The sequence below is a fragment of the Rhodosalinus sp. K401 genome, from assembly GCF_041365735.1.
Classification (GTDB): Bacteria; Pseudomonadota; Alphaproteobacteria; order Rhodobacterales; family Rhodobacteraceae; genus Rhodosalinus.
This window is the reverse complement of record NZ_JBGFSI010000008.1, coordinates 94,952-113,938: the sequence shown is the minus strand read 5'-3', so window position 1 is coordinate 113,938 and position 18,987 is coordinate 94,952. Positions and strand designations below refer to the sequence as shown.

The window sequence follows — 18,987 nt, the reverse complement described above, 5'->3', positions numbered from 1 at the left end:
TCTCCGTGATGGGTGATCAGAGCCTGAGGTCCAGCCCGGCGAGAACGCCGCGCCGGGGTGCCTCCTGCGTGGCGGGCGGGGCCATCTCCTCGGCCGGGGATGCGCCGGACGCACCGGCGATGTCCTCCGGCCTGCGGGGGGGTGCGCCGGTATCCTGCCCGAAGGCGAAGGAGGTCGACCCGTAGCCCATCGCACGGAATTCCTGCGCGAGCTGGTCGGCGTGTCGGCGCATGAGGTCCAGCGTTTCGGGACGTTCGGCCTGTATCAGCACCGCGATCCCCGCATCCGACGGTGCGAAGCTGAGGCGCACCCGCCCGAGTTCGGGGGGGTTGAGCGACACTTCCACAGAGCCCGGAACCGGCGCCGCGGAGAGCGCCTCGGCCAACTGGCGAAGCACAGCGGCGGCCTCCGCGCGCGGGGGCGCGGCCTGGCCGGACGGTTGCGGCGCAGCGGTCCTCACGTCGAGGCCGGAAAGGGGCGCCGTGCCGCGATCGGCCATTTCCTCCGCGGCGACGTGCCCGACCACCTGCAGCGACGAATGTCCGCCAGGGGGTGGTGGCGCGGGGACGGCACCGGGCGGGACGACGGGCGCGGCCGGTGCGTTGGACACAGCCATCCCCCGGCCCGGTTCCGTCGCGGATGGCGCGGACATCGTGTCGGAATGTGTGAGACGGGACGCGCGCAGCTCCTCCGGCGCGGTCATGCCGGGGTGCCTTTGCGGAGCCTCCGCCGCCGCGTCCGCCTGCAGCCCGCTTCGCTGCGGCGCAGCTTCTTCCCGCTGCCCGGTCAGCGCGCGCGGGTTGGTCGGATCGTTTCGTCCGGACCCGGGCGGCAGCCCGTTTATCCTTGGGTCGGCGGCGGTCGCGGCGAAACCTTCGGGTCTTGCCTTCGCCGGCCCGTCGCCGGCCGGGCGCGTGGCGTCGGGCGAAGCCGGCCCGGCGTTGGCCGCCAGCGCGGCCATTCCATCCCGCTGTTCTCCGGGTACAGACCCGGCCCCGACGGCCGCGGGGCCTTCTTGCATGACGCCGCCGCGCGCATCCTCGGACATTTCCACCACCGGCGGTCCGGGTACGGATGGCGCCGCGGACGGGTCCTCCGCGTCCTCGACGGGCACGGGCGCAACGTCGGCAAGCTGGCCTTCGGAGGTGCCCTGCTCTTCTTCCGTATCCTCGCCCCGCGCGGGCGCATTCCCCGCCGACCCGTCGGCGGATCGCGCCGCCCCCGGCCAGCCTTCCGCGTCCATGCGCCGAAGGATTTCCGCAAACGCCCCCCTGCCTGCGGTCGCCTTTCCGCCAGGGGCGACCGGGTGCTCGCCTCCGCCCTCGGTTTCTGGGCGACCCGCCCGCGGGCCCGCGCCCTGCGGTGCGGCCGATGGCGACTCGGGCAAGGTCGAATTCATCGGTATCATCGGAAGCTCCCCGGCGCGTTCTGCGTGAGCCTCACATTCCGCCACGCGGGTTACCGCTTCTTTACCGCGCGGGCGTCATGGTCGGCAAAACCCGCGCAATTGGAGTGACCGCCATGATCCCGTCCGCCCCCGCGCCCGCCACGCCGTCCCCGCGCCCCGACCCGGTCGCAAGGGATCATCCCGCGCGCGAGGCCGCCGTCGCGCTCGAGACCGCGTTCCTGTCGCAGATGCTCAAGAGCGCCGGGGTCGGGCGCACGCCCGATGCGTTCGGGGGCGGCGCGGGCGAGACGCAATTCGCCTCCTTCCTGCGCGACATGCAGGCCCGCGCCATGGCAGAGGCGGGCGGCATCGGGCTGGCCGAACACATCTTCCACGCGCTGGCGGCGCGCGGCGATGACGCCTGACCCCGCCGTGACCGCCCTGGAGGCGTTGCTTGAAGAAGAGCGCCAGGCGCTGCTGGCGGGCGACATCGGCCGCTTCGCCGCCCTTGCCGACCGCAAGGAGGCGCTCGCCGGCCGCCTTCAGGGGCAGGACGCCGATCCCGCCACGCTTGCCGCCCTGCGCAGCCGGCTGGAACGCAACGCCGCCCTGCTCGATGCCGCGCTTGCCGGGATACGGTCCGTGGCCGAACGCCTCGCCGCGATGCGCGAGGTGCGCGAGGCGTTCGCGACCTACGACCCTCGGGGCCAGCGGCGCAACATCCGGCAGGCCGCCGCGCCCCGCCTCGAGAAGCGGAGCTGACGCCGGCAGGAAAACGCACACAGTTTTCCTCAAATCCGCCGTAGCGGGCCGGGACGGCTTCACGCTCCGTTAGGACACCACCCCCCACCATCAAGACCGCATCCGCAAGGGTGGCGCGGCCGCAAGTTCGGGCCGCACCCGTCAGAACGACTTTGTGACGCCCGGCATCTCCGGGCCCCTGCAACAGGCGCAAAGCGCCGAACCGGAAAGACAAGGAAACCCCATGTCCAGCATCCTGACCAACAACAGCGCCATGGTAGCGCTGCAGACCCTCAAGGCCGTGAACAACAACCTCGCGAAGACGCAGGGCGAGATCTCCACCGGCAAGTCCGTGGCCTCGGCCAGCGACAACGCCGCCGTCTGGGCGATCTCCAAGGTGATGGAATCCGACGTTCAGGGATTCAAGGCGATCTCGGACAGCCTCGCGCTGGGCGAATCGACGCTCGCCGTCGGCAAGAAGGCCGCCGAGGCGTCGACCGACCTGCTGACCCAGATCAAGGGCAAGATCGTCGCCGCCCAGGAAGAGAACGTCGATCGTGCGAAGATCCAGACCGACATCGACGCGCTGACCAACCAGATCAAGTCGGTCGTCGGCGCCGCCCAGTTCAACGGCAAGAACATCGTCAACAATTCCGATTTCACCAGCATCCTCTCCTCGCTCGACCGCGACAGCGAGGGCAACGTCAAGAGCGCGTCGATCAGCTTCAACGGCCAGAACCTGACGCAGACGACCGGGTCGCTCGGCACCGGCACGGGTCTGACGGACCTTTCCGGAAACGTATCCGCTACCACGGCTACGCTGTCGAGCGCACCGGTACGCGATGATGGCGCGGCCGTGCCTACGAACGCTGACATCTCGCTCACCGGCGACTTCAGTGCCGATTCGCTCTCCTTCGACATCGGCGGGACGACCGTGTCCTTCGCGGCCGGTGACCTGGACACCACCGCAACCACTGCCGCGGGCCAGATCGCCGCGGCAATCAACGCGGCGCAGATCGAGGGCATTTCGGTCACGAATAACGCCGGCACGCTCGAGTTCGCCTCCACCCGTCAATTCGACGCCACCACGATCAGCGTGACCCAGGGCGGTGCCAGCTCTGGTACGCTCGGTGCGACGACCGTGGACCTCGCCCAGCGGGCAGAGGACTTCACCTTCAGCGGCGTCAACGTGAACAAGGGCGACGGCTATCAGATCAACATCGCCAATGCTGGCATCACCGCCACCTACGTGGCCAGCGCCGGCGACACGATGGAGGACGTCGCAAAGGGCCTGAAACTCGCCATCGACGCGGAGAACAACGCCGACATCACCACCGCCGTTAGCTTCGACTCGTCGACGAACGAGTGGACGCTGAAGATCGACAACGCCAACGCGACAGCGGACACGGTCAACGTCGTGGCCAACAACGACGCCAACGACAACGCGGTCGAGACAGGCCGCCTCGCCGGGCTGGACGGCTTCGACGTGACGACCAAGGACGGCGCCGAGGCGGCGCTCTCGAACATCGAGACGCTCATCCAGCGGTCGATCGACTCGGCGGCGGAATTCGGCTCGGTGCAGGGTCGGGTCGAGACCCAGAGCGACTTCGTCAGCAAGCTGACCGACTCGCTGAAGTCCGGCATCGGCGCGCTCGTCGATGCCGACATGGAGGAGGCGTCGGCCCGCCTCCAGGCGCTGCAGGTGCAGCAGCAGCTCGCCACGCAGTCGCTGTCGATCGCCAACCAGGCGCCGCAGCAGCTGCTCGCGCTCTTCCGCTGATAGCGGCCTCCCGGCCGGCGCACCGTCGCCGGCCGGATCTTCCCCAGAAATCCACAAGAGACGGAGAGCGGTGCCTTGAACGCCCTGACCCATGCCCGGAACGCCTATGCCAAGACCAGCACGGCGACCCACACGCCGCGCGGGATCGAATACCAGGTCGTCGCGCGCGTCACCCACCGCCTCAAGTCCGCGGCACAGAAAGGCGACGCCGGTTTCGCCGAGCTGGCCGCCGCGATCGCGGACAATCGCAGGCTGTGGACGGCACTCGCCGCCGATGTCGCGCGCAGTGGCAACGGCCTGCCCGAAGACCTCAGGGCGCGTATCCTCTATCTTGCGGAGTTCACGACCCAGCACAGCCGCGCCGTCCTTGACGGGCGTGCCTCGGCCGCGCCGCTTCTGGAGGTGAATTCGGCCGTGTTGCGCGGCCTGCGGCAAGAGGCACCGCAGCCATGAGCGGGCTCGTGCTGAAACTCGGCCCGCGCGAGCGCGTGCTCGTGAACGGCGCGGTCCTCGAGAATGGAGAGCGGCGTAGCCGGCTTTGCGTGATGACGCCGGGCGCGCGCATCCTTCGCCTGCGGGATGCCATCCATCCGGACGAGGCCACCACCCCGGTGCGCCGCGTCTGCTACGCCATGCAGCTTCTCCTGACGGGCGACGCCGACCCCGAGGCAGAGCGCAGCGACCTGTTGCGCCGCATCGAGGAACTCAGCCAGGTCTTCACCGATCGCGACAGCCGCAACCTGCTCGCCGCCGCCACGCACGCCCTTCTTTCCGACAAGCACTACGCCTGCCTGAGAGCGTTGCGCGCGCTCATCCCGCGCGAGGATCGCCTGCTGGCATCGGCCCGGCTGTCATGAGCTTCCAGCCCGTTCTTCCCGTCGGTGGCCTTGCCGGATACCGCTTCCTCGAGCGTACGGCCGAGACCCAGCAGGCCGCCTTGCGCCAGAGCCCGGCGCTCGCGCGCGACACCGACCATTTCCGCGAACGGATCGGCGGCATCGAAACCGCGGCAGAGCTTGTCGCGGACCGGCGGCTTCTTCGCGTCGCCCTGGGCGCCTTCGGCTTGCAGGACGATCTGCCCAACCGCTTCTTCATCCAGAAGATCCTGGAGGATGGCACCGCGCGCCCCGACGCGCTCGCCAACCGGCTCACCGATGACCGCTACAAGGCCTTCGCAGAGGCGTTCCGCTTCGCCGACGCGACCACGCCGCCGACGCGCGAGGCCGGCTTCGCCAGCGAAATCATCGCCCGGTTCGAGGCGCAGGAATTCGAGATCGCCGTCGGCCGCCAAGACGAGACGATGCGCCTTGCGCTTTTCGCCGCACGCGAACTCGGCACCATCGCCGCCTCGGGCGCCGGCGCGGATACGCAATGGTTCCGGATCATGGGAACGCCACCGTTGCGGCGCGTTTTCGAGACCGCGCTGGGCCTGCCGCGCGCGTTCGGCCAGCAGGACATCGACCAGCAGCTCGAGACGTTCCGGACACGCAGCGAGCGGATCTTCGGATCCGGCGAGATCGCCCAATTCACCAACGAGGCCGCGCGCGACACGCTTGTCCGGCAGTTCCTGCTGCGCGCCCAGATCGAGGCTGCGCCGAGCCCCTCGCCCGGCGCGATCGCGCTCACCCTTCTGCAATCGGCCCCGCGACTGGCGCCCCTGCGCTGACGCCGCGGGCGCACTGCTCAGGTCACGGCCGGCGTCCGCGCGGCGGCCCCCGCCTCCGCCCGGCGCAGAAGCAATCTCAGCCGCCGGAAACTTTCGGCGGTATCTTCCCGCTCCGTCTCGGCGAGGAAGGCGTCGAGTTCCGGCCAGACGCGCACCGCCTGGTCCACGAGGGGATCGCTCCCTTCGGCATAAAGACCCGCGCGAATCATTGTCTCGGACCCCTCATAGGCCGCGACGAGGCTCCGCGCCCGGGCGATGGCGGCATTTTCGTCCGCATTCGCCACGCCGGGCAGGCTTCGCGAGACGGATCGCACCAGGTCCACGGCCGGGAACCGCCCACGCTCTGCAATCGCGCGGTCAAGCACCACATGCCCGTCCAGCACGCCGCGCAGGATATCCGCGACAGGCTCGTCATGATCGCTTCCGGCCACGAGGACGGAAAAGAGCGCGGTGATATCGCCCGCGCCGTCAGGACCGGGCCCGGCCCGCTCTGCCAGCGACATGATCTGGTGCGCGGTGGACGGCGGATGCCCGCGAAGCGCGGGAGGCTCGCCCGCCGCGACCGCGACCTCCCTGTGCGCCTCAGCGAAACGCGTGATCGAATCGGCAAGCAGCAGGACATGGCGCCCCTGGTCGCGAAAATGCTCCGCCACGGCCATCGCCGCCCAGGCACAGCGCCGCCGCACCAGCGCGGAGCGGTCCGAGGTGGCCGTCACCACGACGGCGCGGGCCATCCCCTCGGCGCCCAGCGCATCCTCGACGAAATCGCGCAGTTCGCGCCCGCGCTCGCCGATAAGGGCAAGCACGACGACGTCGGCCTGCATCGCGCGGGCGAAATGCGCAAGCAGGCTCGATTTCCCGACGCCCGCACCCGCGAAGAGGCCGAGCCGCTGGCCCCGCGCCACGGGCAGAAGCGTGTTGAAGGCGCGCAGGCCCGTCTCGAGGCGTGCGCCCATGCGCCGGCGCGCGGCGGCGTCGGGCGGTGCGGCGCGCAACGGACGGGCGACAGCCCCGCGCAACAAGGGCGCACCGTCGAGCGGCATGCCGAACGGATCGACGACGCGTCCGATCCAGCCATCGGCCGGCGCGATCGAATCGCCGCCCCGAACGCGGACTGCGTCGCCGATCGCGGTGCCCTCCGCCGAGCCGTCGGGCAGCATGAGCACATCGCGGCCGGCGAGCTGCAGGACCTCTCCGGCCAGCCACCCACCATCCGTCCGGCTAACCTCCAGCCTGTCGCCCATGCGTGCCTTTTCAAGGCCGGTCACGCGCAGAAGCCCAGCCTCCACCGCCGAGACACGGCCAAGGGGGCCGGCCGCGCGCAGCCCGTCCAGCTCGGCCGTCAGGGCCGTGATTCCATCGCGGATCATCCATGTTCTCCGATGTTGCTCGGGAACGGTTTCTAAACCACTGGCCGTTAAGCCTTGATTGCACCTGATCGGAGGAGAAGCCCCGATGTTCGACCAGCTCGAGGTCTTTCGCACGGCCCATTCCATGGCCGTGCACGCCGGCGCCCGCCACGCGCTGGCCGCGCGCAACATCGCGAACGCGGACACGCCGGGTTACCGCGCGCGCGACATTCCACCCTTCCACGAGGTCGCTGCCGGCACGACCGGGTCGCTCCGGACCACCCGGCCGGGCCATATCGGCGCGGATCCCGGCGCGGCCCGAGCGCAACCTGCCGAACGTGCCGGCGCGCTCTCGGATCCGAACGGCAACAGTGTCTCGCTCGAACTCGAGATGCTCACGGCCGTCGAGGCCCGGCGGCAGCACGACCGCGCCCTCGCCATCTACCGCAACGCGCTGATCCTGATGCGGCTCTCGCTCGGCCGTCGCTGAAAGGACACGCGATGAGCGACTTTTCCGATTCTCTTTCCGTGTCCACAAGCGGGCTCAAGGCGCAGGCCACACGCCTTCGCCACCTGTCCGAGAACATCGCGAACGCGGACACGCCGGGCTACCGCCGCAAGACGGTCCCGTTTGAGCAGGCTTTCGGCGCGGAGGGCGCCGGCGGCGAGGTGCGGACCGGCCTGGTGAGCCTCGACCGGTCCGAGCTCGAGCGCATCCACGATCCCGCGCACCCCCTGGCCGACGACAGCGGCCATTACGAGGGCTCCAACGTCGATCTCGTGATCGAGATCGCCGACGCCCGCGAAGCGCAACGCAGCTACGAGGCCAATCTCAAACTGTTCGACCAGGCGCGGCAGATGTCGTCCGCGCTGATGGACCTTCTTCGTCGCTAGAGGACAGAGCAACATGGATATCCAAGCCGCCCTCGCCGCCGGCCGCTACGCCGCGGCCCGCCCGGCCACCACACCCGACGCGGACCCGCCAGGTGGGTCGGGCGCCGGTGCCGCCTTCGCCCGCGCGGCGGAAGACTTCGCCTCGACGCTGCGCAGGGGCGAGACGACAGCCATGGCCGCCATGACCGGAGACGCCGATCCGCACGCGCTCGTCCAGGCTCTCGCGCAATCCGAACTGGCGCTCGAGACCGTGGTCACGGTGCGCGACCGGGTGGTCGAGGCCTACCAGGAAATCCTGAGGATGCCCGTCTGATGGAAACGGAGGCCATGCTCTTCGACGCGCTCCGGCACGGGCTCTGGGTTGCGGTGATCATCTCCGTTCCGGTGCTTTCGGCGGCACTCGTCGCGGGGGTCAGCGTCGGCCTGTTCCAGGCGCTCACCTCGGTGCAGGAAATGACGCTCACCTTCGTGCCCAAACTGATGGCGATGCTCGCCGTCTACTGGCTCTCCATGGGGTTCATGACGCGGACCCTGGTCGATTTTTTCCAGCGGCAGATCGTGCCGCGCATCGCGGGAGGCTGAGATGGAAAATGCCAGCTACGTGACCCTCTCCCGGCAATCCGGTCTCCTGCGGGAGATGCAGAGCGTCGCCAACAACATCGCCAATGCATCCACCACGGGCTACCGCAAGGAGGGTGTGATCTTCGCGGAGTTCGTGCGCCGGATCGAAGGCGGAGACTCGCTTTCGATGGGCGCCTTGCGGGCCCGCCACGTCTCCGACCTGCAAGGCGCGCTCACGCGCACCGGCGACCCGTTCGACCTTGCCGTCGAAGGTCCGGGATATTTCCTCGTCGAGACGGGCGAGGGCGAACGGCTCACCCGGGCCGGAAGCTTCATTTCCGGGCCCGACGGCGAACTCGTCACGCCCGATGGCCACCGGCTTCTCGACGCGGGCGGCGCGCCCGTCTTCGCACCGCCAAATGCCGAAATCGCCATCGGGACGGACGGAACGCTCAGCGCCGATGGGCGGCTTGTGGCCCAGATCGGCCTTTATCGACCAACCGATCCGCTGGGCCTCCAGCGGGAGGCCGGCGTGCTCTTCCGCTCTGAAGACGGTGTGGAGCCCGAGCCAGGCGGGCGCGTGCTGCAGGGCTTTCTGGAAAAATCCAACGTCGATCCCGTGGGCCAGGTCGCCCGCATGATCGAGGTCCAGCGCGCCTACGAGCTCGGCCAGAGCTTCCTCGACGCCGAGAACGAGCGCATCCGCTCCGCGATCCGCACCTTCATCGAGTAAGGAGACAAGACCATGCGCGCCCTAGATATCGCCGCCACCGGCATGAGCGCCCAGCAGCTGCGGGTCGAGGTGATCTCCAACAACCTCGCCAACATGTCCACCACGGGCTACGATCCGCGCCGCGCAGAGTTCGCCGACCTGCATTACCAGCAGTATACCCGCCCAGGCACGGTTTCCGCGGCGGACGGCACGATCCTGCCGGCCGGCGTCCAGCTGGGTCTCGGCGTACGTCCCTCCGCGGTGGCGGTCCAGCTCTCGCAGGGTTCGCTCGCCGCCACGGGCGGCGAGCTCGACATCGCCATCGACGGGCGCGGCTACCTCGAAGTGACCCTGCCCTCGGGACAGCCCGCCTATACGCGCGACGGCGGGCTGAAACGGAATGCCGAAGGCCTCATCGTCACCGCGGATGGCCACCCGGTCGCGCCCGAGATCGTGATCCCGGCGGACGCCAGATCGATTTCGGTGAACCCGGCCGGCGAGGTCTATGCCTACTTCAACGACGCGGTCGCCGCGCAGCAGCTCGGCCAGCTCGTCCTCGCGGGCTTCACGAATCCCAAGGGCCTCGAAGCGATCGGCGCGAACCTCTTCACCGAGACGGAGGCCTCCGGACCGGCGCTGCCGGGTGAGCCCGGCCAAGACGGGCTCGGCACGTTGCGACAGGGCTACCTGGAGGAGAGTTCGGTGGACGCCGTGCGCGAGGTGACCGAACTGATCGAGGCGCAGCGGGCCTACGAACTCAACGCGAAGGTCATCACCGCCGCCGACCAGATGCTCGGCGCGACCACCCAGGTGCGCTGATGAGGGCCGCGTTCCTGATGGTCCCGGCTATCGTCGCCGCGGCAGAACTCGCCGCGGCCGACGCGCTGGTCGCCAATCGCACGATCCGGCCACGCGAGGTTATCCTTCCGGGCGATGTCTCCGTGAAGGCCGCGGACATCCCCGGCGCGCTCGTGCACCCGTCCGAGGCGGTGGGCCTCGAGGCGCGCGTCGCCCTTTACGCCGGTCGTCCGATCCGGGCAGGGGCCGTGGGACCGCCCGCGCTTGTCGAAAGGAATCAGATCGTGACCGTAAGCTACGTCTACGGCGCGCTTGCGATCACGGCGGAGGCACGCGCGCTCGAGCGCGGCGGCGCGGGCGAGCGCATACGCGTCATGAACCTCTCGTCACGCACGAGCCTGCACGCCGTCGTTCGCGCCGATGGCAGCGTTCACGTGGATCGGTGACGCGCCATGAGATGCCTTGCAGCCCTTCTGCCCTGCCTTCTGGCCGCCTGCAGCACCACGCCCGTCGGGCGGGCGCCCGACTTCTCGCCGGCGATGCAGGGCGCGGAACATTTCGCCATGCTGTCGCCCGGCCTGCCCGACAGTGTGGACCGGCGCGGAGAGACGGCCGGCGCCTCGCTCTGGTCGGACGGGCGCCGGTCACTTCTGGGCGACCGCCGTGCCCTGGAGCGTGGCGACATCCTGACCGTCGTGATCGAGATCGACGAGAGCGCGGCGATTTCCAATTCGACCGAGCGCAGCCGTTCGGGCTCCGAGAGCCTTCAGATCCCGCAGCTCTTCGGCTTGCCGCAGCGGATCGATCGAAGCCTTCCCGACGGCGCCTCGATGGGCAACGCCATCGATCTCGGCAGTTCGAGCAACGCCCAAGGCGACGGATCGGTCCGCCGCTCGGAAGAGCTGACGCTTCGCGTCGCCGCTACCGTGACCGATGTTCTTCCAAGCGGTGTGCTCGCCATCCGCGGCAGCCAGGAGGTGCGTGTCAACTTCGAACTGCGCGAACTTCTTGTCACGGGTTACGTCCGCCCCGGCGACATCTCCCGCCGCAACGAGATCACCTACGACAAAATCGCCGCGGCGCGGATCTCCTACGGGGGACGGGGCCAGATCACCGACATGCAGCAGCCGCGCTACGGCCAACAGGCCCTTGGCGCGATGCTGCCCTTCTGAGCGGAGCGTGAACATGCGCAAACTGCTGCCGGTCCTGATGGCGCTCGCGGGTCTCGCGGCCGGAGTGGGGGCGGGTTACGCCTTCCGCCCCACTTCGGAGCCGGGCGTCGACGCGGAGACCGCAGAAAACGCCGAAAGCGCCGCCGGAACGCTGGACGAGGCCCCCTCTCCCGGAGAACGGGATTACGTGCGACTGGACCAGCAATTCGTCGTCCCCGTCCTGGAGGAGGGCCGCGTTGCCGCCATGGTCGTTCTGGCCATCGGGCTCGAGGCCATGCCCGGCGCCGGCGAGGCGATCTTCGCGCGTGAACCCAAACTCCGGGACACGCTGCTGCAGGTCATGTTCGATCACGCCAATGTCGGCGGCTTCGCGGGCGCGTTCACCGACACTGCCGCGCTGGATCCGCTGCGCCGGCAGCTGACAGAGGCGGCGCGGCGCATCATGCCTGGCACGATCGACCAGGTTCTGATCGTCGAGATGGCGCGTCAGGATCTCTGACGCGGCCCCGCCGACGTCTTGACACAAACTGCGGACAAAAGGCGCTCTCCCTCGCGAAGCGCCTCCTTGTGTGCCGCGGCGGCCTCGGCCCGCGCCGCTTCGCGGGCCACGGCCTCGCGCCGCCCGAAGCTGCGGCGCAGCCCGGCGGCGGCGATACCCTCCCTGGCGCGCAATTCCGCTTCCCGCGTGGCGAGGTCGACACGGCGCGCCCGGGCCCAGCCCCGCCAGAGCTCGCAGGCGGCAAGCGCGGCACCGCCATCGACCGGGCGGGAAAGCACGGCGGCGCGACCCTCGGCATCGAGGCGCGTGCGCGCCTCGCGCAGCTCCGCCGCCTCCCGCCGAAGCGCGGCCAGCCGTTCCGCGTCCTGGCGGAAACGCAGCTCGGCGAGACGGGCGAGGAGGTCCCAATCGGGCGTCATGCGCGGCCCCGGGCCCGGGCGCGGGCGCGCATGTCCTCGGCAAACCGGATGGCTGCGGCCACGGGCCGGTAATGTTCCGGCGCGATCTCTTCGCCGATCACCACGGCGGCCCAGAGCGCCCGCGCGGTCGGCGGATCGCGGCGGATCGGCACGCCCGACTCGGCGGCCAGTTCGCGGATCCGCGCGGCGATCTCGCCCACGCCCTTCGCGACGCAGACCGGGGCGCTTCCGGCCTCCCGGTTCCAGCGGAGAGCCACGGCGACCCGCGTGGGGTTCACGATCACCACGTCGGCCGCCGGCACGTCCTGCAACATGCGGTTCGTGGCGAGCGCCTCCGCACGACCGCGTCTGGCCTGCTTCAGGTAGGGATCGCCCTCCGATTCCCGGGCCTCGTCGCGCAGTTCCTTGTGGGACATTCGGTTATGCCGGCGATGCTCGGCATGCTGCCAGAGGAAATCCACTGCGCCGATAGCGATGGAGATCACCAGCACCACGCCCAGGAATTCCACCATCAGGCGCGCCATTTCCGCGCTCGCCGGTCCCGGGGGGCTTCGCAGGCTCGCCAGCACGCGCGGCAGCCGATCGGCGAGAAACAGGGCAAGGCAAAGCGTGAAGATGCAAAGCTTCGCCGTGCTCTTGGCGAATTCGAAAAGGCCTTTCCGACCGAACTTGTTCTGCGCGCCGGAGACGGGCGAGATGCGGTTGAGTTTCGGCGCAAGCTTCGACGGGGTCACCGTAACGGCGCGCTGCGCGATCAGCGCGAGAAGCGCGGCGAGCCCCGGCAGCCCGAACCAGAGCGCCATCGGCCCGGCAAGCGCCGCGGCAAGCGCACCCGCCGGGGCAGTGGAGGCCCCCTCGAAGAAAAGCGGCGCAAGGACGTCGGCGCGGCCGACCAGCGCGGCCATCGCGCCCCCCGCGCGTTCCACGGCCCAACCGCCCCCGGCGGCCAGCGCAAGCAGAAGCCCCGCATAGGCCGCCGCGGTGGCCAGGTCTGTCGACCGCGGCACCTCTCCGCGTTTGCGCGCCTCCTCCAGCTTGCGGGCGGAAGGCTCGTGCGACTTCTCCGCCGCTTCGTCCTGACCGGACTCCATCAGGGTGTCCCGCGCGGATCGGCGAGATACGCGAGCAAAGCCTCGTGCCAGATCGTCAGCATGAGCGGCGCCGCCAGCGCAAAAAGCGCGAGTCCGCCCAGGGTGATCACCGGCGCCCCCACGAACGCCACCATGAGCTGCGGCATCGCCTTGCTGATCGCACCGAGCGTCAGGTTGTAGAGCAGCGACAGGATCAGGAACGGCGCGGCGAGCGAGAAGGCCAGCGCGAAAGCCTTCGCAACCTGGCTTGATCCCCAGCCCGCCATGGCGGCTGCGTCGGGAAATCCGCCGGCCGGCAGCAGCGCGTAGGAGTGCACGAGGAATTCCGCGAGGCGCACATGCAGGCCGGCTGCGACGGCGATCGCGAGGCCGGCCAGCACGAGAACCTGCCCTATGGCCGGCGTCGGCTCCGGCTGGGCGCCCCCGAGAAGCTGCGCGAGGGAAATCGCGTTGGCGGCGATGGCGCCAGCCGTCTGCAGGACCAGCACGAAAAGGCGCAGCGCGAGACCGAGGGCGAGGCCCGCGAGCGTCTCGGTGGCCAGGAACCGCACAAGGCGTGGAAGATCGGGCGGACCGGCGAAGAGCGGCGGCACCGCAGGCGCCACCACTGCGGTAAAGGCGATGGCGGCAACCGCCCGGATCCGCAGCGGAACGCTTTGCGAGCCGAAGGCCGGCAACACCGCCATCGCCGCACCGACCCGCAGGAACACCGCCACGGAATGCCAGAAGGTGGCCTCCGCCACGCCGGCGGCCTCTGCCAGCGTCATGCCGCCACCGTCCCCACGAGCACGGGCCGTGCCTCGAGCCCGATCTCCTCGAAGGAGAGGACCGGGTTCGACACACCCTTGGCGGCCATCACGGTTCGGAGAAAGCGGCGGCGCCGGGTCGAGGTGACAAGTGCCGGCGAAAGGCCGCGCTCGGAGGCCGCGGCCATTTCCGCGGCAAGTCCGTCGGCAAGGCGGTTGAACGCCTCTGGCGGCAGCGCCACGTCGAGCCCCCCGCGATCCCCCTCGAGCTGGTAGGCCGCGAAGGTCTCTTCCCAGTCGGAGGCGAGCTGCACGAGCGGCAGGGTCCCGTCGACGCGCCGGAGCGCGGCGACAAGCTGGAAACCAAGGCGCTGGCGCACCTCTTCGCACACGGCCTCCGCCCTCGTGTGAGCGAGGCGCGCCTCGGCCACCGCTTCGAGGATCAGGGGCAGGTTGCGGATCGACACCTGCTCTTCGAGCAGCAGGCGAAGCACCCGGTGCAGCAGGTCCAGCGGCACCTTGTCGGGTACGAGCTCGTCGAGGAGCCGGCGATTGGCCTCGGCACGCGCGGGATCCGACAGCTTGACCATCTCGTCGAGGAGCCGGCGCATCGCCTTGTGGGTCAGAAGCCGGGCAAGATTGCGCTTGATCGTCTCCAGAAGATGCGTGGCCAGCACTTCCGCCGGGGCTACCAGGGTCGCCCCGGTAAACGCGGCCTCTTCCTGCACCGCGGCCGGGATCCACCGCGCGGGCGCACCGTAAACCGGTTCGGCCACGTCCTCGCCGTCCGGCAGCGCGGCGTCACCCTCGGCGCGGAGGGCCAGCACCTGGCCCGGACGAAGGCGCGCGCGCGTCTGTTCCACCCCGTGGATGCGTACCGCGTAACTTCCCTCGGGAAGCGAATCGTCGTCGGTGAGCCGGATCTCGGAAAGGATCACGCCGTAGGCGGTCGCGACATGCGCCCGCAGGTTCGTGATGCGCGCCTCGAGCCCGGTTCCGGGATCGAGCACCATGTCCACGAGGTCGGGAGCGAACTGGACGTGGATGTCGTCCACCTCGAGCATGTCGCCCATGGGTCGCTCTGGCACGGGCGCGGGCGCCTCGGCCCCGTCATCCTGTGCGCCTTCCGCACGCTCGGCACGGCGCGCCAGCGCCCAGGCCCCGAGACCCAGTGCGGTGGCGCCCGCGACGAAGGGCACGAAAGGCAGGCCCGGGACCAGCGCGAAGAGGCCCATTAGTACCGCAACGGTGCCAAGCGCGGCCGGATGCGCCCCGAGCTGAGCGAAGATGGCCCGGTCCGTCGCGCCCACCGCGCCCCCCCGTGCGAGCAGCAGCCCGGCCGCGATCGAGATTATGACGGCAGGGATCTGGCTGACCAGCCCGTCGCCGACGGTAAGTATCGCATAGGTCTCCGCCGCCTGGCCGAGCGGCATGTCATGGACCACGATGCCCATCACGAGACCCATCACCAGGTTCAGAAGCGTGATCAGCAGACCGGCGATGGCATCACCCTTGACGAATTTCGAGGCACCGTCGAGCGAGCCGAAGAAGGTGGTCTCCTGCTGTTCGCGCTCGCGCCGGGTCTTCGCCTCGGCGTGGTCTATGGCGCCGGCGGACACGTCGCTGTCGATGGCGAGTTGCTTGCCGGGCATCGCGTCGAGCGCGAAACGCGCGCCCACCTCGGCCATGCGCGCCGCGCCTTTCGTGATGACGGCAAAATTCACGATCAAAAGAACGCAGAAGACGACGAGCCCGAGAAGAACGCTGCCGCCCATCACGAAACTCGCGAAGCCCTCGATCACCTCCCCGGCGGCATCGGTACCGGTATGCCCCTGGCCGATGATGAGTTTCGTCGAGGAAACGTTGAGCGAGAGCCGCAGCATGAGCGAGGCGAGCAGAACCGTGGGAAACGCCGAAAAGTCAAGCGGCCGCTCGATGAAGAGGGTCACGGTGAAGATGAGGATGGCCAGCGCGAAGGACGCGGCGAGCCCGATGTCGAGAACCCAGGCCGGCATGGGCACGATCATCATCGCGATCACGGCCATCAGCGCCAGGGCGAGCAGGACCGTGGGCCGGAATAGCGCGGAGGGCACGAAGGCGGGCACCTCTCACCCTCCCGGCCAAGCGAGGAGAGGCGGCCCCGCGACGAGTGCCGGCACCAGGGACCCGAGCGGTCCGCGGGGTCCCGGGCGCAGCAGCGGGAAGCCGTTTTCCCTGGGCCCCGCCGTATCGGATTGCCGCGCATCGCCGGCATGGTCGACGGCCGATCCATCGCGCAGCGCATCGAGGTGACGCACGAAGCGTGCGCGGTAACGCGCGGCCAGGGCCGGGGTGCGCGAATGGTAGGCCGCAGCGGCGGCGAGCCAGTCGCCCGTTTCCGTTTTGAGCTCGGAAAGGAAACGCGCGGCGTATCGCGCCCCGGCCAGAGGCTCGAACATCTGGTCGATCGAGGTGAAGGCGTGGCCGTGCCACCGATAGTTCAGCTGGAAGCAGCCCACGTCGAAACTGCGCGCGCCACGCGCATGGTGGCGTGCGGCGTAGCCGAGCGCGGCCTTGCGCGAGTCGAACCAGTGTCCGGCACCTTCCATGTTGACCGTCCAGGGCCAGGGTCTGACAGATCCGGCCTTCGAGCGGCCTGTTTCCGTTCGGGTGATGGCAAGCAGCACCTCCGCCGGAACGCCCGTTTCGGCAGCGGCGCGGACGGCGGCGCTGTCGCAGAGTTCGGCCGTTCCGGCGGCATCGGCCCCGGCGGCCAGCGTGGTCGCGAGGAAAAGGGCGAGCGTCACAGACACGCGCCGTGCCGAGAGGAAAGAGCGGTACACTTGCGACGTCTGGGTCAATTCGGCACTCCGGCGCATTCTGCAGCGGTGGCCTCGATCTAGCCGCCTGTCCGTTGAGATTCGGTAATCACGCGGCCTACCGAGGCGCTTCCTCGGCTGCGAAACGGGCGAGCAGGTCTTCGAGGATCGCGCGCGCCTCCTCGGATCGCCCGAGCGTCGCGCGCGACGCGGAAAGGGTGATTTCCCCGGCAGCCTCGTCGCCAGGCGCCTCGGGGTCGTCCGAGGATGGCTCCGGGCCCTCGAGTTCCGCCGGCGTCGCCTGCACTTCAGCGAGAATTTGCGCGGCCCGCGCCAGGATCGGGTCGTTCCCGTCCGCAAGCCTGTCCCAATCACCGGCAAGCCATGCGGCGCGCTCGGCATCGGCGGGACGGTCGGATGCGAGAAAGGCCTCGACGGCCGCATCGCGGTCGCCGGTCTTGAGGCGCGCCTCGGCGCGGAGCGCATCTGCCGCTGCCCCGTCGACGCCAAGAAGCTCCGCTTCGGCCCGCCGCGGACGGCCGGTGGCCAGCGCCAGCCGCGCCCTTTCGATCGCCCTTTCGGAACGGGCGGTCACCGGGGCATCGTTCATCCCGGCTGAAAGATAGGGTTCGGCGGTTTCGGGAAAGCCCAGGTCGAGAAGGCGTCGGCCGACTGCCGTTCCGATCGCGGGAGGCAGATCCGCGGCGGTGGCCGCCGCGAGCCTGAGCGACCCGGAAACAAAGACCGCGTCGGGCGCGTCGGAGGCCAGCCGCCCAAGCACCGTGGCGGCGGCCGGATCGCGGCCCGGCCAACCCGTTTCGACCAGTTCGTCGATGGCGGCCCGGTGTGCTCCGGAAGCGGAAAGCGCCATCACGTGCGCGCGTGCGATATCCTTCTCCGCCGCGGTGCCACGCGCTTCATGTGCGTAGATCGCGGCGCGCTCGGCCATCTCGGGCGCGATGGGCTCTCCCCTTTCGGCGCGCCCGCGCACCAATGTTGCCAACGCTTCGGGAGCGTCGGACCCGTCCCGCGCGATGATGGCGGCCAGGCGCGCTTCCGCATCGCGGATGTCGCCACGCTCGGCCGACAGTTGCGCGGCGGCAAGTGCGCCCGCGCCATCGAAGAAGCCATCGAGCCGGTCGAGGGCGCGCAGCAAGGCATGCGCCGCGTCGGGCCGACCGCCCTCGCGAAGCTTGTCGACGAGCCGCGGGCCCAGATGCCGGCGAAGATGCTGCGGAAGCGCCACGAAGCTGCGCCGGACGGCTTCCGCCATCTCGGGTGAAACGCGCGGCTCCGGAGAGGTTGCCAGAAGCGCCCACAGCGGGCCGGGATCCGGACACCGGGCCTGGGCCGGAAGCGGATCCATTGGTGCGGCGTCGCCATCCATGACGGCCGCGAGGGCGAGGAGGGGCGCGCGGGTTTCATCCTCGATCTGCGCCAGGCGCAGGGTCGCCCGCGCCTCCGCGCCGAAACCGAAGTGAAGATAGAGTCTCGCAAGAGCGATGACCGACTCGGTGCTTGGCGTTCTTTCGTAGCTGGCGATGCGGTCTCGCGCCCGGGCGAGCTGGTGCGGGAACGGCTCGTCGTTGCCCCAGCTGGCCACGTCCAGGGTCGGCGCGGGAAGACAGGTTCCCGCCTCCGGTTGCTGACGCATGCCCGGGCGAATCTGGACCGCATCGAGCGCCGTTATGGCGCGAAGCGGGGCATCGCGCGTCATGGTTTCGGTCTCTTGTTCAGGCCTGCCGGCCGAGGCGTCCTTTGGGCCAGCAAGATCCGCATCGTCGGCACGGGTCTCGCCGCCCGATCCGGGCTCCGATGGAATGGGCCCCCGCCGGGTCGCCAGCAGTCCCTGGGACACCGCGCGCGCGAATTGCTCGGCAAGACGGGCCTCTGCCTCCCGAAGCGATGTTTCCTGAACCACAGAACCACCGGTTCGCTCGCCGACCTCTCCGTCCGTTGCGATACGCGGGCCGACAGGTTCGTCGAAGAGTTTCGATGGGGACAGCCTCTCGGGGAGCGGTGCCAGAACCGCGGTCCCGAATGACGCGGTGCGCACTTCGCTCCTTTCCGGAAAGAGCGGCAGCGCCCAAGGGCGTCCGGACGGCCGTACCGCCTTCTCCGTCGCGGCGGATGACGGCGGATCCGCGATGTCGATCACCAGCATGCGGGGGCCGTTCAGATGCGTCGAGATCCGGCACGCGCAGGCAAGACCGAGGCGCAGCGTTCCCGGGTCCGCATCAGGTGTGAGCGATGCGAGACGGGCACGCGATATCCTCCGGAAAGCGCCCGCCAGCCCGAACTCGACATCCGCCTGGGCAAAGCTGAGCACTGCGGCGCCGGGCACGGTCTGGAGCGTCCAGTCGATTGGTTCCGG

23 protein-coding genes are annotated in these 18,987 nt (G+C 69.8%); 15 read left to right on the top strand and 8 right to left on the bottom strand.

Going from position 1 to position 18,987, the window contains the following annotated elements:
- Window positions 1–16: 16 nt before the first annotated feature.
- Entirely contained in the window at window positions 17–1,243 is a 1,227-nt protein-coding gene (locus tag AB6A66_RS10975; RefSeq protein WP_371055923.1) for a flagellar hook-length control protein FliK, read from the bottom strand.
- A 278-nt stretch (window positions 1,244–1,521) separates the two neighbouring features.
- Between AB6A66_RS10975 and AB6A66_RS10970 the strand changes: the two genes are divergently transcribed.
- The 6 genes from AB6A66_RS10970 (at window position 1,522) to AB6A66_RS10945 (ending at window position 5,574) form a co-directional block, all read left to right on the top strand.
- Entirely contained in the window at window positions 1,522–1,812 is a 291-nt protein-coding gene (locus AB6A66_RS10970) for a rod-binding protein (RefSeq protein ID WP_371055922.1), read from the top strand.
- Window positions 1,802–2,149, top strand: a complete 348-nt coding sequence (locus AB6A66_RS10965; RefSeq protein ID WP_371055921.1) for a flagellar biosynthesis protein FlgN — start codon at window positions 1,802–1,804, stop codon at window positions 2,147–2,149. The genes AB6A66_RS10970 and AB6A66_RS10965 overlap by 11 nt, the downstream gene beginning before the upstream one ends.
- A 154-nt stretch (window positions 2,150–2,303) precedes the next feature.
- On the top strand, window positions 2,304–3,908 hold the full coding sequence (locus AB6A66_RS10960) for a flagellin (RefSeq protein ID WP_371055920.1): 1,605 nt from the start codon (window positions 2,304–2,306) through the stop codon (window positions 3,906–3,908).
- Window positions 3,909–3,983: 75 nt separating this feature from the next.
- Window positions 3,984–4,361, top strand: a complete 378-nt coding sequence (gene flaF, locus AB6A66_RS10955; protein WP_371055919.1) for a flagellar biosynthesis regulator FlaF — start codon at window positions 3,984–3,986, stop codon at window positions 4,359–4,361.
- Complete coding sequence (flbT, locus tag AB6A66_RS10950; protein ID WP_371055918.1) at window positions 4,358–4,765, top strand: flagellar biosynthesis repressor FlbT; 408 nt, start codon at window positions 4,358–4,360, stop codon at window positions 4,763–4,765. Before flaF ends, flbT begins: the two co-directional genes overlap by 4 nt.
- Window positions 4,762–5,574, top strand: a complete 813-nt coding sequence (locus AB6A66_RS10945; RefSeq protein ID WP_371055917.1) for a DUF1217 domain-containing protein — start codon at window positions 4,762–4,764, stop codon at window positions 5,572–5,574. Before flbT ends, AB6A66_RS10945 begins: the two co-directional genes overlap by 4 nt.
- Window positions 5,575–5,591: 17 nt before the next feature.
- Here AB6A66_RS10945 and AB6A66_RS10940 read toward each other — a convergent pair whose 3' ends face one another.
- Window positions 5,592–6,944, bottom strand: coding sequence for a FliI/YscN family ATPase (locus tag AB6A66_RS10940; protein ID WP_371055916.1), 1,353 nt, complete (start codon window positions 6,942–6,944; stop codon window positions 5,592–5,594).
- Window positions 6,945–7,029: 85 nt separating this feature from the next.
- Between AB6A66_RS10940 and AB6A66_RS10935 the strand changes: the two genes are divergently transcribed.
- The 9 genes from AB6A66_RS10935 to AB6A66_RS10895 are packed head-to-tail and all read left to right on the top strand — an operon-like array spanning window position 7,030 to window position 11,559.
- A complete protein-coding gene (locus AB6A66_RS10935; RefSeq protein WP_371055915.1) occupies window positions 7,030–7,413 on the top strand; it encodes a FlgB family protein in 384 nt (127 codons plus the stop codon).
- An 11-nt stretch (window positions 7,414–7,424) separates the two neighbouring features.
- Window positions 7,425–7,817 carry a flagellar basal body rod protein FlgC gene (flgC, locus tag AB6A66_RS10930; protein ID WP_371055914.1) on the top strand — a complete coding sequence of 131 codons (393 nt, stop codon included), beginning with the start codon at window positions 7,425–7,427 and terminating at the stop codon, window positions 7,815–7,817.
- 13 nt (window positions 7,818–7,830) lie between these two features.
- Window positions 7,831–8,130 (top strand): flagellar hook-basal body complex protein FliE, encoded by a 300-nt coding sequence (gene fliE, locus AB6A66_RS10925; protein ID WP_371055913.1) that lies wholly within the window; start codon window positions 7,831–7,833, stop codon window positions 8,128–8,130.
- Window positions 8,130–8,399, top strand: a complete 270-nt coding sequence (locus AB6A66_RS10920; protein WP_371055912.1) for a flagellar biosynthetic protein FliQ — start codon at window positions 8,130–8,132, stop codon at window positions 8,397–8,399. Before fliE ends, AB6A66_RS10920 begins: the two co-directional genes overlap by 1 nt.
- A gap of 1 nt (window position 8,400) precedes the next feature.
- The gene (locus AB6A66_RS10915) at window positions 8,401–9,111 is read left to right on the top strand and encodes a flagellar hook-basal body complex protein (protein ID WP_371055911.1); all 711 of its coding nucleotides are present in this window, start codon (window positions 8,401–8,403) and stop codon (window positions 9,109–9,111) included.
- A 12-nt stretch (window positions 9,112–9,123) separates the two neighbouring features.
- The gene (flgG, locus tag AB6A66_RS10910; RefSeq protein WP_371055910.1) at window positions 9,124–9,909 is read left to right on the top strand and encodes a flagellar basal-body rod protein FlgG; all 786 of its coding nucleotides are present in this window, start codon (window positions 9,124–9,126) and stop codon (window positions 9,907–9,909) included.
- Complete coding sequence (flgA, locus tag AB6A66_RS10905) at window positions 9,909–10,334, top strand: flagellar basal body P-ring formation chaperone FlgA (protein WP_371055909.1); 426 nt, start codon at window positions 9,909–9,911, stop codon at window positions 10,332–10,334. Before flgG ends, flgA begins: the two co-directional genes overlap by 1 nt.
- Before the next feature lie 6 nt (window positions 10,335–10,340).
- A complete protein-coding gene (flgH, locus tag AB6A66_RS10900; RefSeq protein ID WP_371055908.1) occupies window positions 10,341–11,060 on the top strand; it encodes a flagellar basal body L-ring protein FlgH in 720 nt (239 codons plus the stop codon).
- Window positions 11,061–11,073: 13 nt separating this feature from the next.
- On the top strand, window positions 11,074–11,559 hold the full coding sequence (locus AB6A66_RS10895) for a flagellar basal body-associated FliL family protein (RefSeq protein ID WP_371055907.1): 486 nt from the start codon (window positions 11,074–11,076) through the stop codon (window positions 11,557–11,559).
- Here the strand turns inward: AB6A66_RS10895 and AB6A66_RS10890 are convergent.
- The 6 genes from AB6A66_RS10890 to AB6A66_RS10865 form a co-directional block, all read right to left on the bottom strand.
- Window positions 11,547–11,978 carry a hypothetical protein gene (locus AB6A66_RS10890; protein WP_371055906.1) on the bottom strand — a complete coding sequence of 144 codons (432 nt, stop codon included), beginning with the start codon at window positions 11,976–11,978 and terminating at the stop codon, window positions 11,547–11,549. The genes AB6A66_RS10895 and AB6A66_RS10890 overlap by 13 nt on opposite strands.
- A complete protein-coding gene (locus AB6A66_RS10885; protein WP_371055905.1) occupies window positions 11,975–13,069 on the bottom strand; it encodes a flagellar biosynthesis protein FlhB in 1,095 nt (364 codons plus the stop codon). The genes AB6A66_RS10890 and AB6A66_RS10885 overlap by 4 nt, the downstream gene beginning before the upstream one ends.
- Entirely contained in the window at window positions 13,069–13,836 is a 768-nt protein-coding gene (locus tag AB6A66_RS10880; RefSeq protein WP_371055904.1) for a flagellar biosynthetic protein FliR, read from the bottom strand. The genes AB6A66_RS10885 and AB6A66_RS10880 overlap by 1 nt, the downstream gene beginning before the upstream one ends.
- On the bottom strand, window positions 13,833–15,860 hold the full coding sequence (gene flhA / locus AB6A66_RS10875; RefSeq protein WP_371055965.1) for a flagellar biosynthesis protein FlhA: 2,028 nt from the start codon (window positions 15,858–15,860) through the stop codon (window positions 13,833–13,835). Before flhA ends, AB6A66_RS10880 begins: the two co-directional genes overlap by 4 nt.
- Window positions 15,861–15,923: 63 nt before the next feature.
- Window positions 15,924–16,601, bottom strand: coding sequence for a transglycosylase SLT domain-containing protein (locus AB6A66_RS10870; protein ID WP_371055903.1), 678 nt, complete (start codon window positions 16,599–16,601; stop codon window positions 15,924–15,926).
- A 130-nt stretch (window positions 16,602–16,731) separates the two neighbouring features.
- Window positions 16,732–18,777, bottom strand: coding sequence for a hypothetical protein (locus tag AB6A66_RS10865; RefSeq protein ID WP_371055902.1), 2,046 nt, complete (start codon window positions 18,775–18,777; stop codon window positions 16,732–16,734).
- Between the last annotated feature and the right edge of the window lie 210 nt (window positions 18,778–18,987).

What these genes read in the sequence shown, in the direction of transcription:
- flbT (WP_371055918.1), top strand. Translation starts at nt 4,358, where the DNA reads ATGAGCGGGCTCGTGCTGAAACTCGGCCCGCGCGAGCGCGTGCTCGTG.
- AB6A66_RS10970 (WP_371055922.1), top strand. Translation starts at nt 1,522, where the DNA reads ATGATCCCGTCCGCCCCCGCGCCCGCCACGCCGTCCCCGCGCCCCGAC.
- AB6A66_RS10895 (WP_371055907.1), top strand. Translation starts at nt 11,074, where the DNA reads ATGCGCAAACTGCTGCCGGTCCTGATGGCGCTCGCGGGTCTCGCGGCC.
- AB6A66_RS10885 (WP_371055905.1), bottom strand. Translation starts at nt 13,069, where the DNA reads ATGGAGTCCGGTCAGGACGAAGCGGCGGAGAAGTCGCACGAGCCTTCC.
- AB6A66_RS10915 (WP_371055911.1), top strand. Translation starts at nt 8,401, where the DNA reads ATGGAAAATGCCAGCTACGTGACCCTCTCCCGGCAATCCGGTCTCCTG.
- AB6A66_RS10945 (WP_371055917.1), top strand. Translation starts at nt 4,762, where the DNA reads ATGAGCTTCCAGCCCGTTCTTCCCGTCGGTGGCCTTGCCGGATACCGC.
- AB6A66_RS10890 (WP_371055906.1), bottom strand. Translation starts at nt 11,978, where the DNA reads ATGACGCCCGATTGGGACCTCCTCGCCCGTCTCGCCGAGCTGCGTTTC.
- AB6A66_RS10865 (WP_371055902.1), bottom strand. Translation starts at nt 18,777, where the DNA reads ATGCTGGTGATCGACATCGCGGATCCGCCGTCATCCGCCGCGACGGAG.
- flgH (WP_371055908.1), top strand. Translation starts at nt 10,341, where the DNA reads ATGAGATGCCTTGCAGCCCTTCTGCCCTGCCTTCTGGCCGCCTGCAGC.
- AB6A66_RS10920 (WP_371055912.1), top strand. Translation starts at nt 8,130, where the DNA reads ATGGAAACGGAGGCCATGCTCTTCGACGCGCTCCGGCACGGGCTCTGG.
- AB6A66_RS10940 (WP_371055916.1), bottom strand. Translation starts at nt 6,944, where the DNA reads ATGATCCGCGATGGAATCACGGCCCTGACGGCCGAGCTGGACGGGCTG.
- AB6A66_RS10935 (WP_371055915.1), top strand. Translation starts at nt 7,030, where the DNA reads ATGTTCGACCAGCTCGAGGTCTTTCGCACGGCCCATTCCATGGCCGTG.
- AB6A66_RS10880 (WP_371055904.1), bottom strand. Translation starts at nt 13,836, where the DNA reads ATGACGCTGGCAGAGGCCGCCGGCGTGGCGGAGGCCACCTTCTGGCAT.
- fliE (WP_371055913.1), top strand. Translation starts at nt 7,831, where the DNA reads ATGGATATCCAAGCCGCCCTCGCCGCCGGCCGCTACGCCGCGGCCCGC.
- flgA (WP_371055909.1), top strand. Translation starts at nt 9,909, where the DNA reads ATGAGGGCCGCGTTCCTGATGGTCCCGGCTATCGTCGCCGCGGCAGAA.
- AB6A66_RS10965 (WP_371055921.1), top strand. Translation starts at nt 1,802, where the DNA reads ATGACGCCTGACCCCGCCGTGACCGCCCTGGAGGCGTTGCTTGAAGAA.
- flhA (WP_371055965.1), bottom strand. Translation starts at nt 15,860, where the DNA reads ATGGCCGTGATCGCGATGATGATCGTGCCCATGCCGGCCTGGGTTCTC.
- flgC (WP_371055914.1), top strand. Translation starts at nt 7,425, where the DNA reads ATGAGCGACTTTTCCGATTCTCTTTCCGTGTCCACAAGCGGGCTCAAG.
- flgG (WP_371055910.1), top strand. Translation starts at nt 9,124, where the DNA reads ATGCGCGCCCTAGATATCGCCGCCACCGGCATGAGCGCCCAGCAGCTG.
- AB6A66_RS10975 (WP_371055923.1), bottom strand. Translation starts at nt 1,243, where the DNA reads ATGGACGCGGAAGGCTGGCCGGGGGCGGCGCGATCCGCCGACGGGTCG.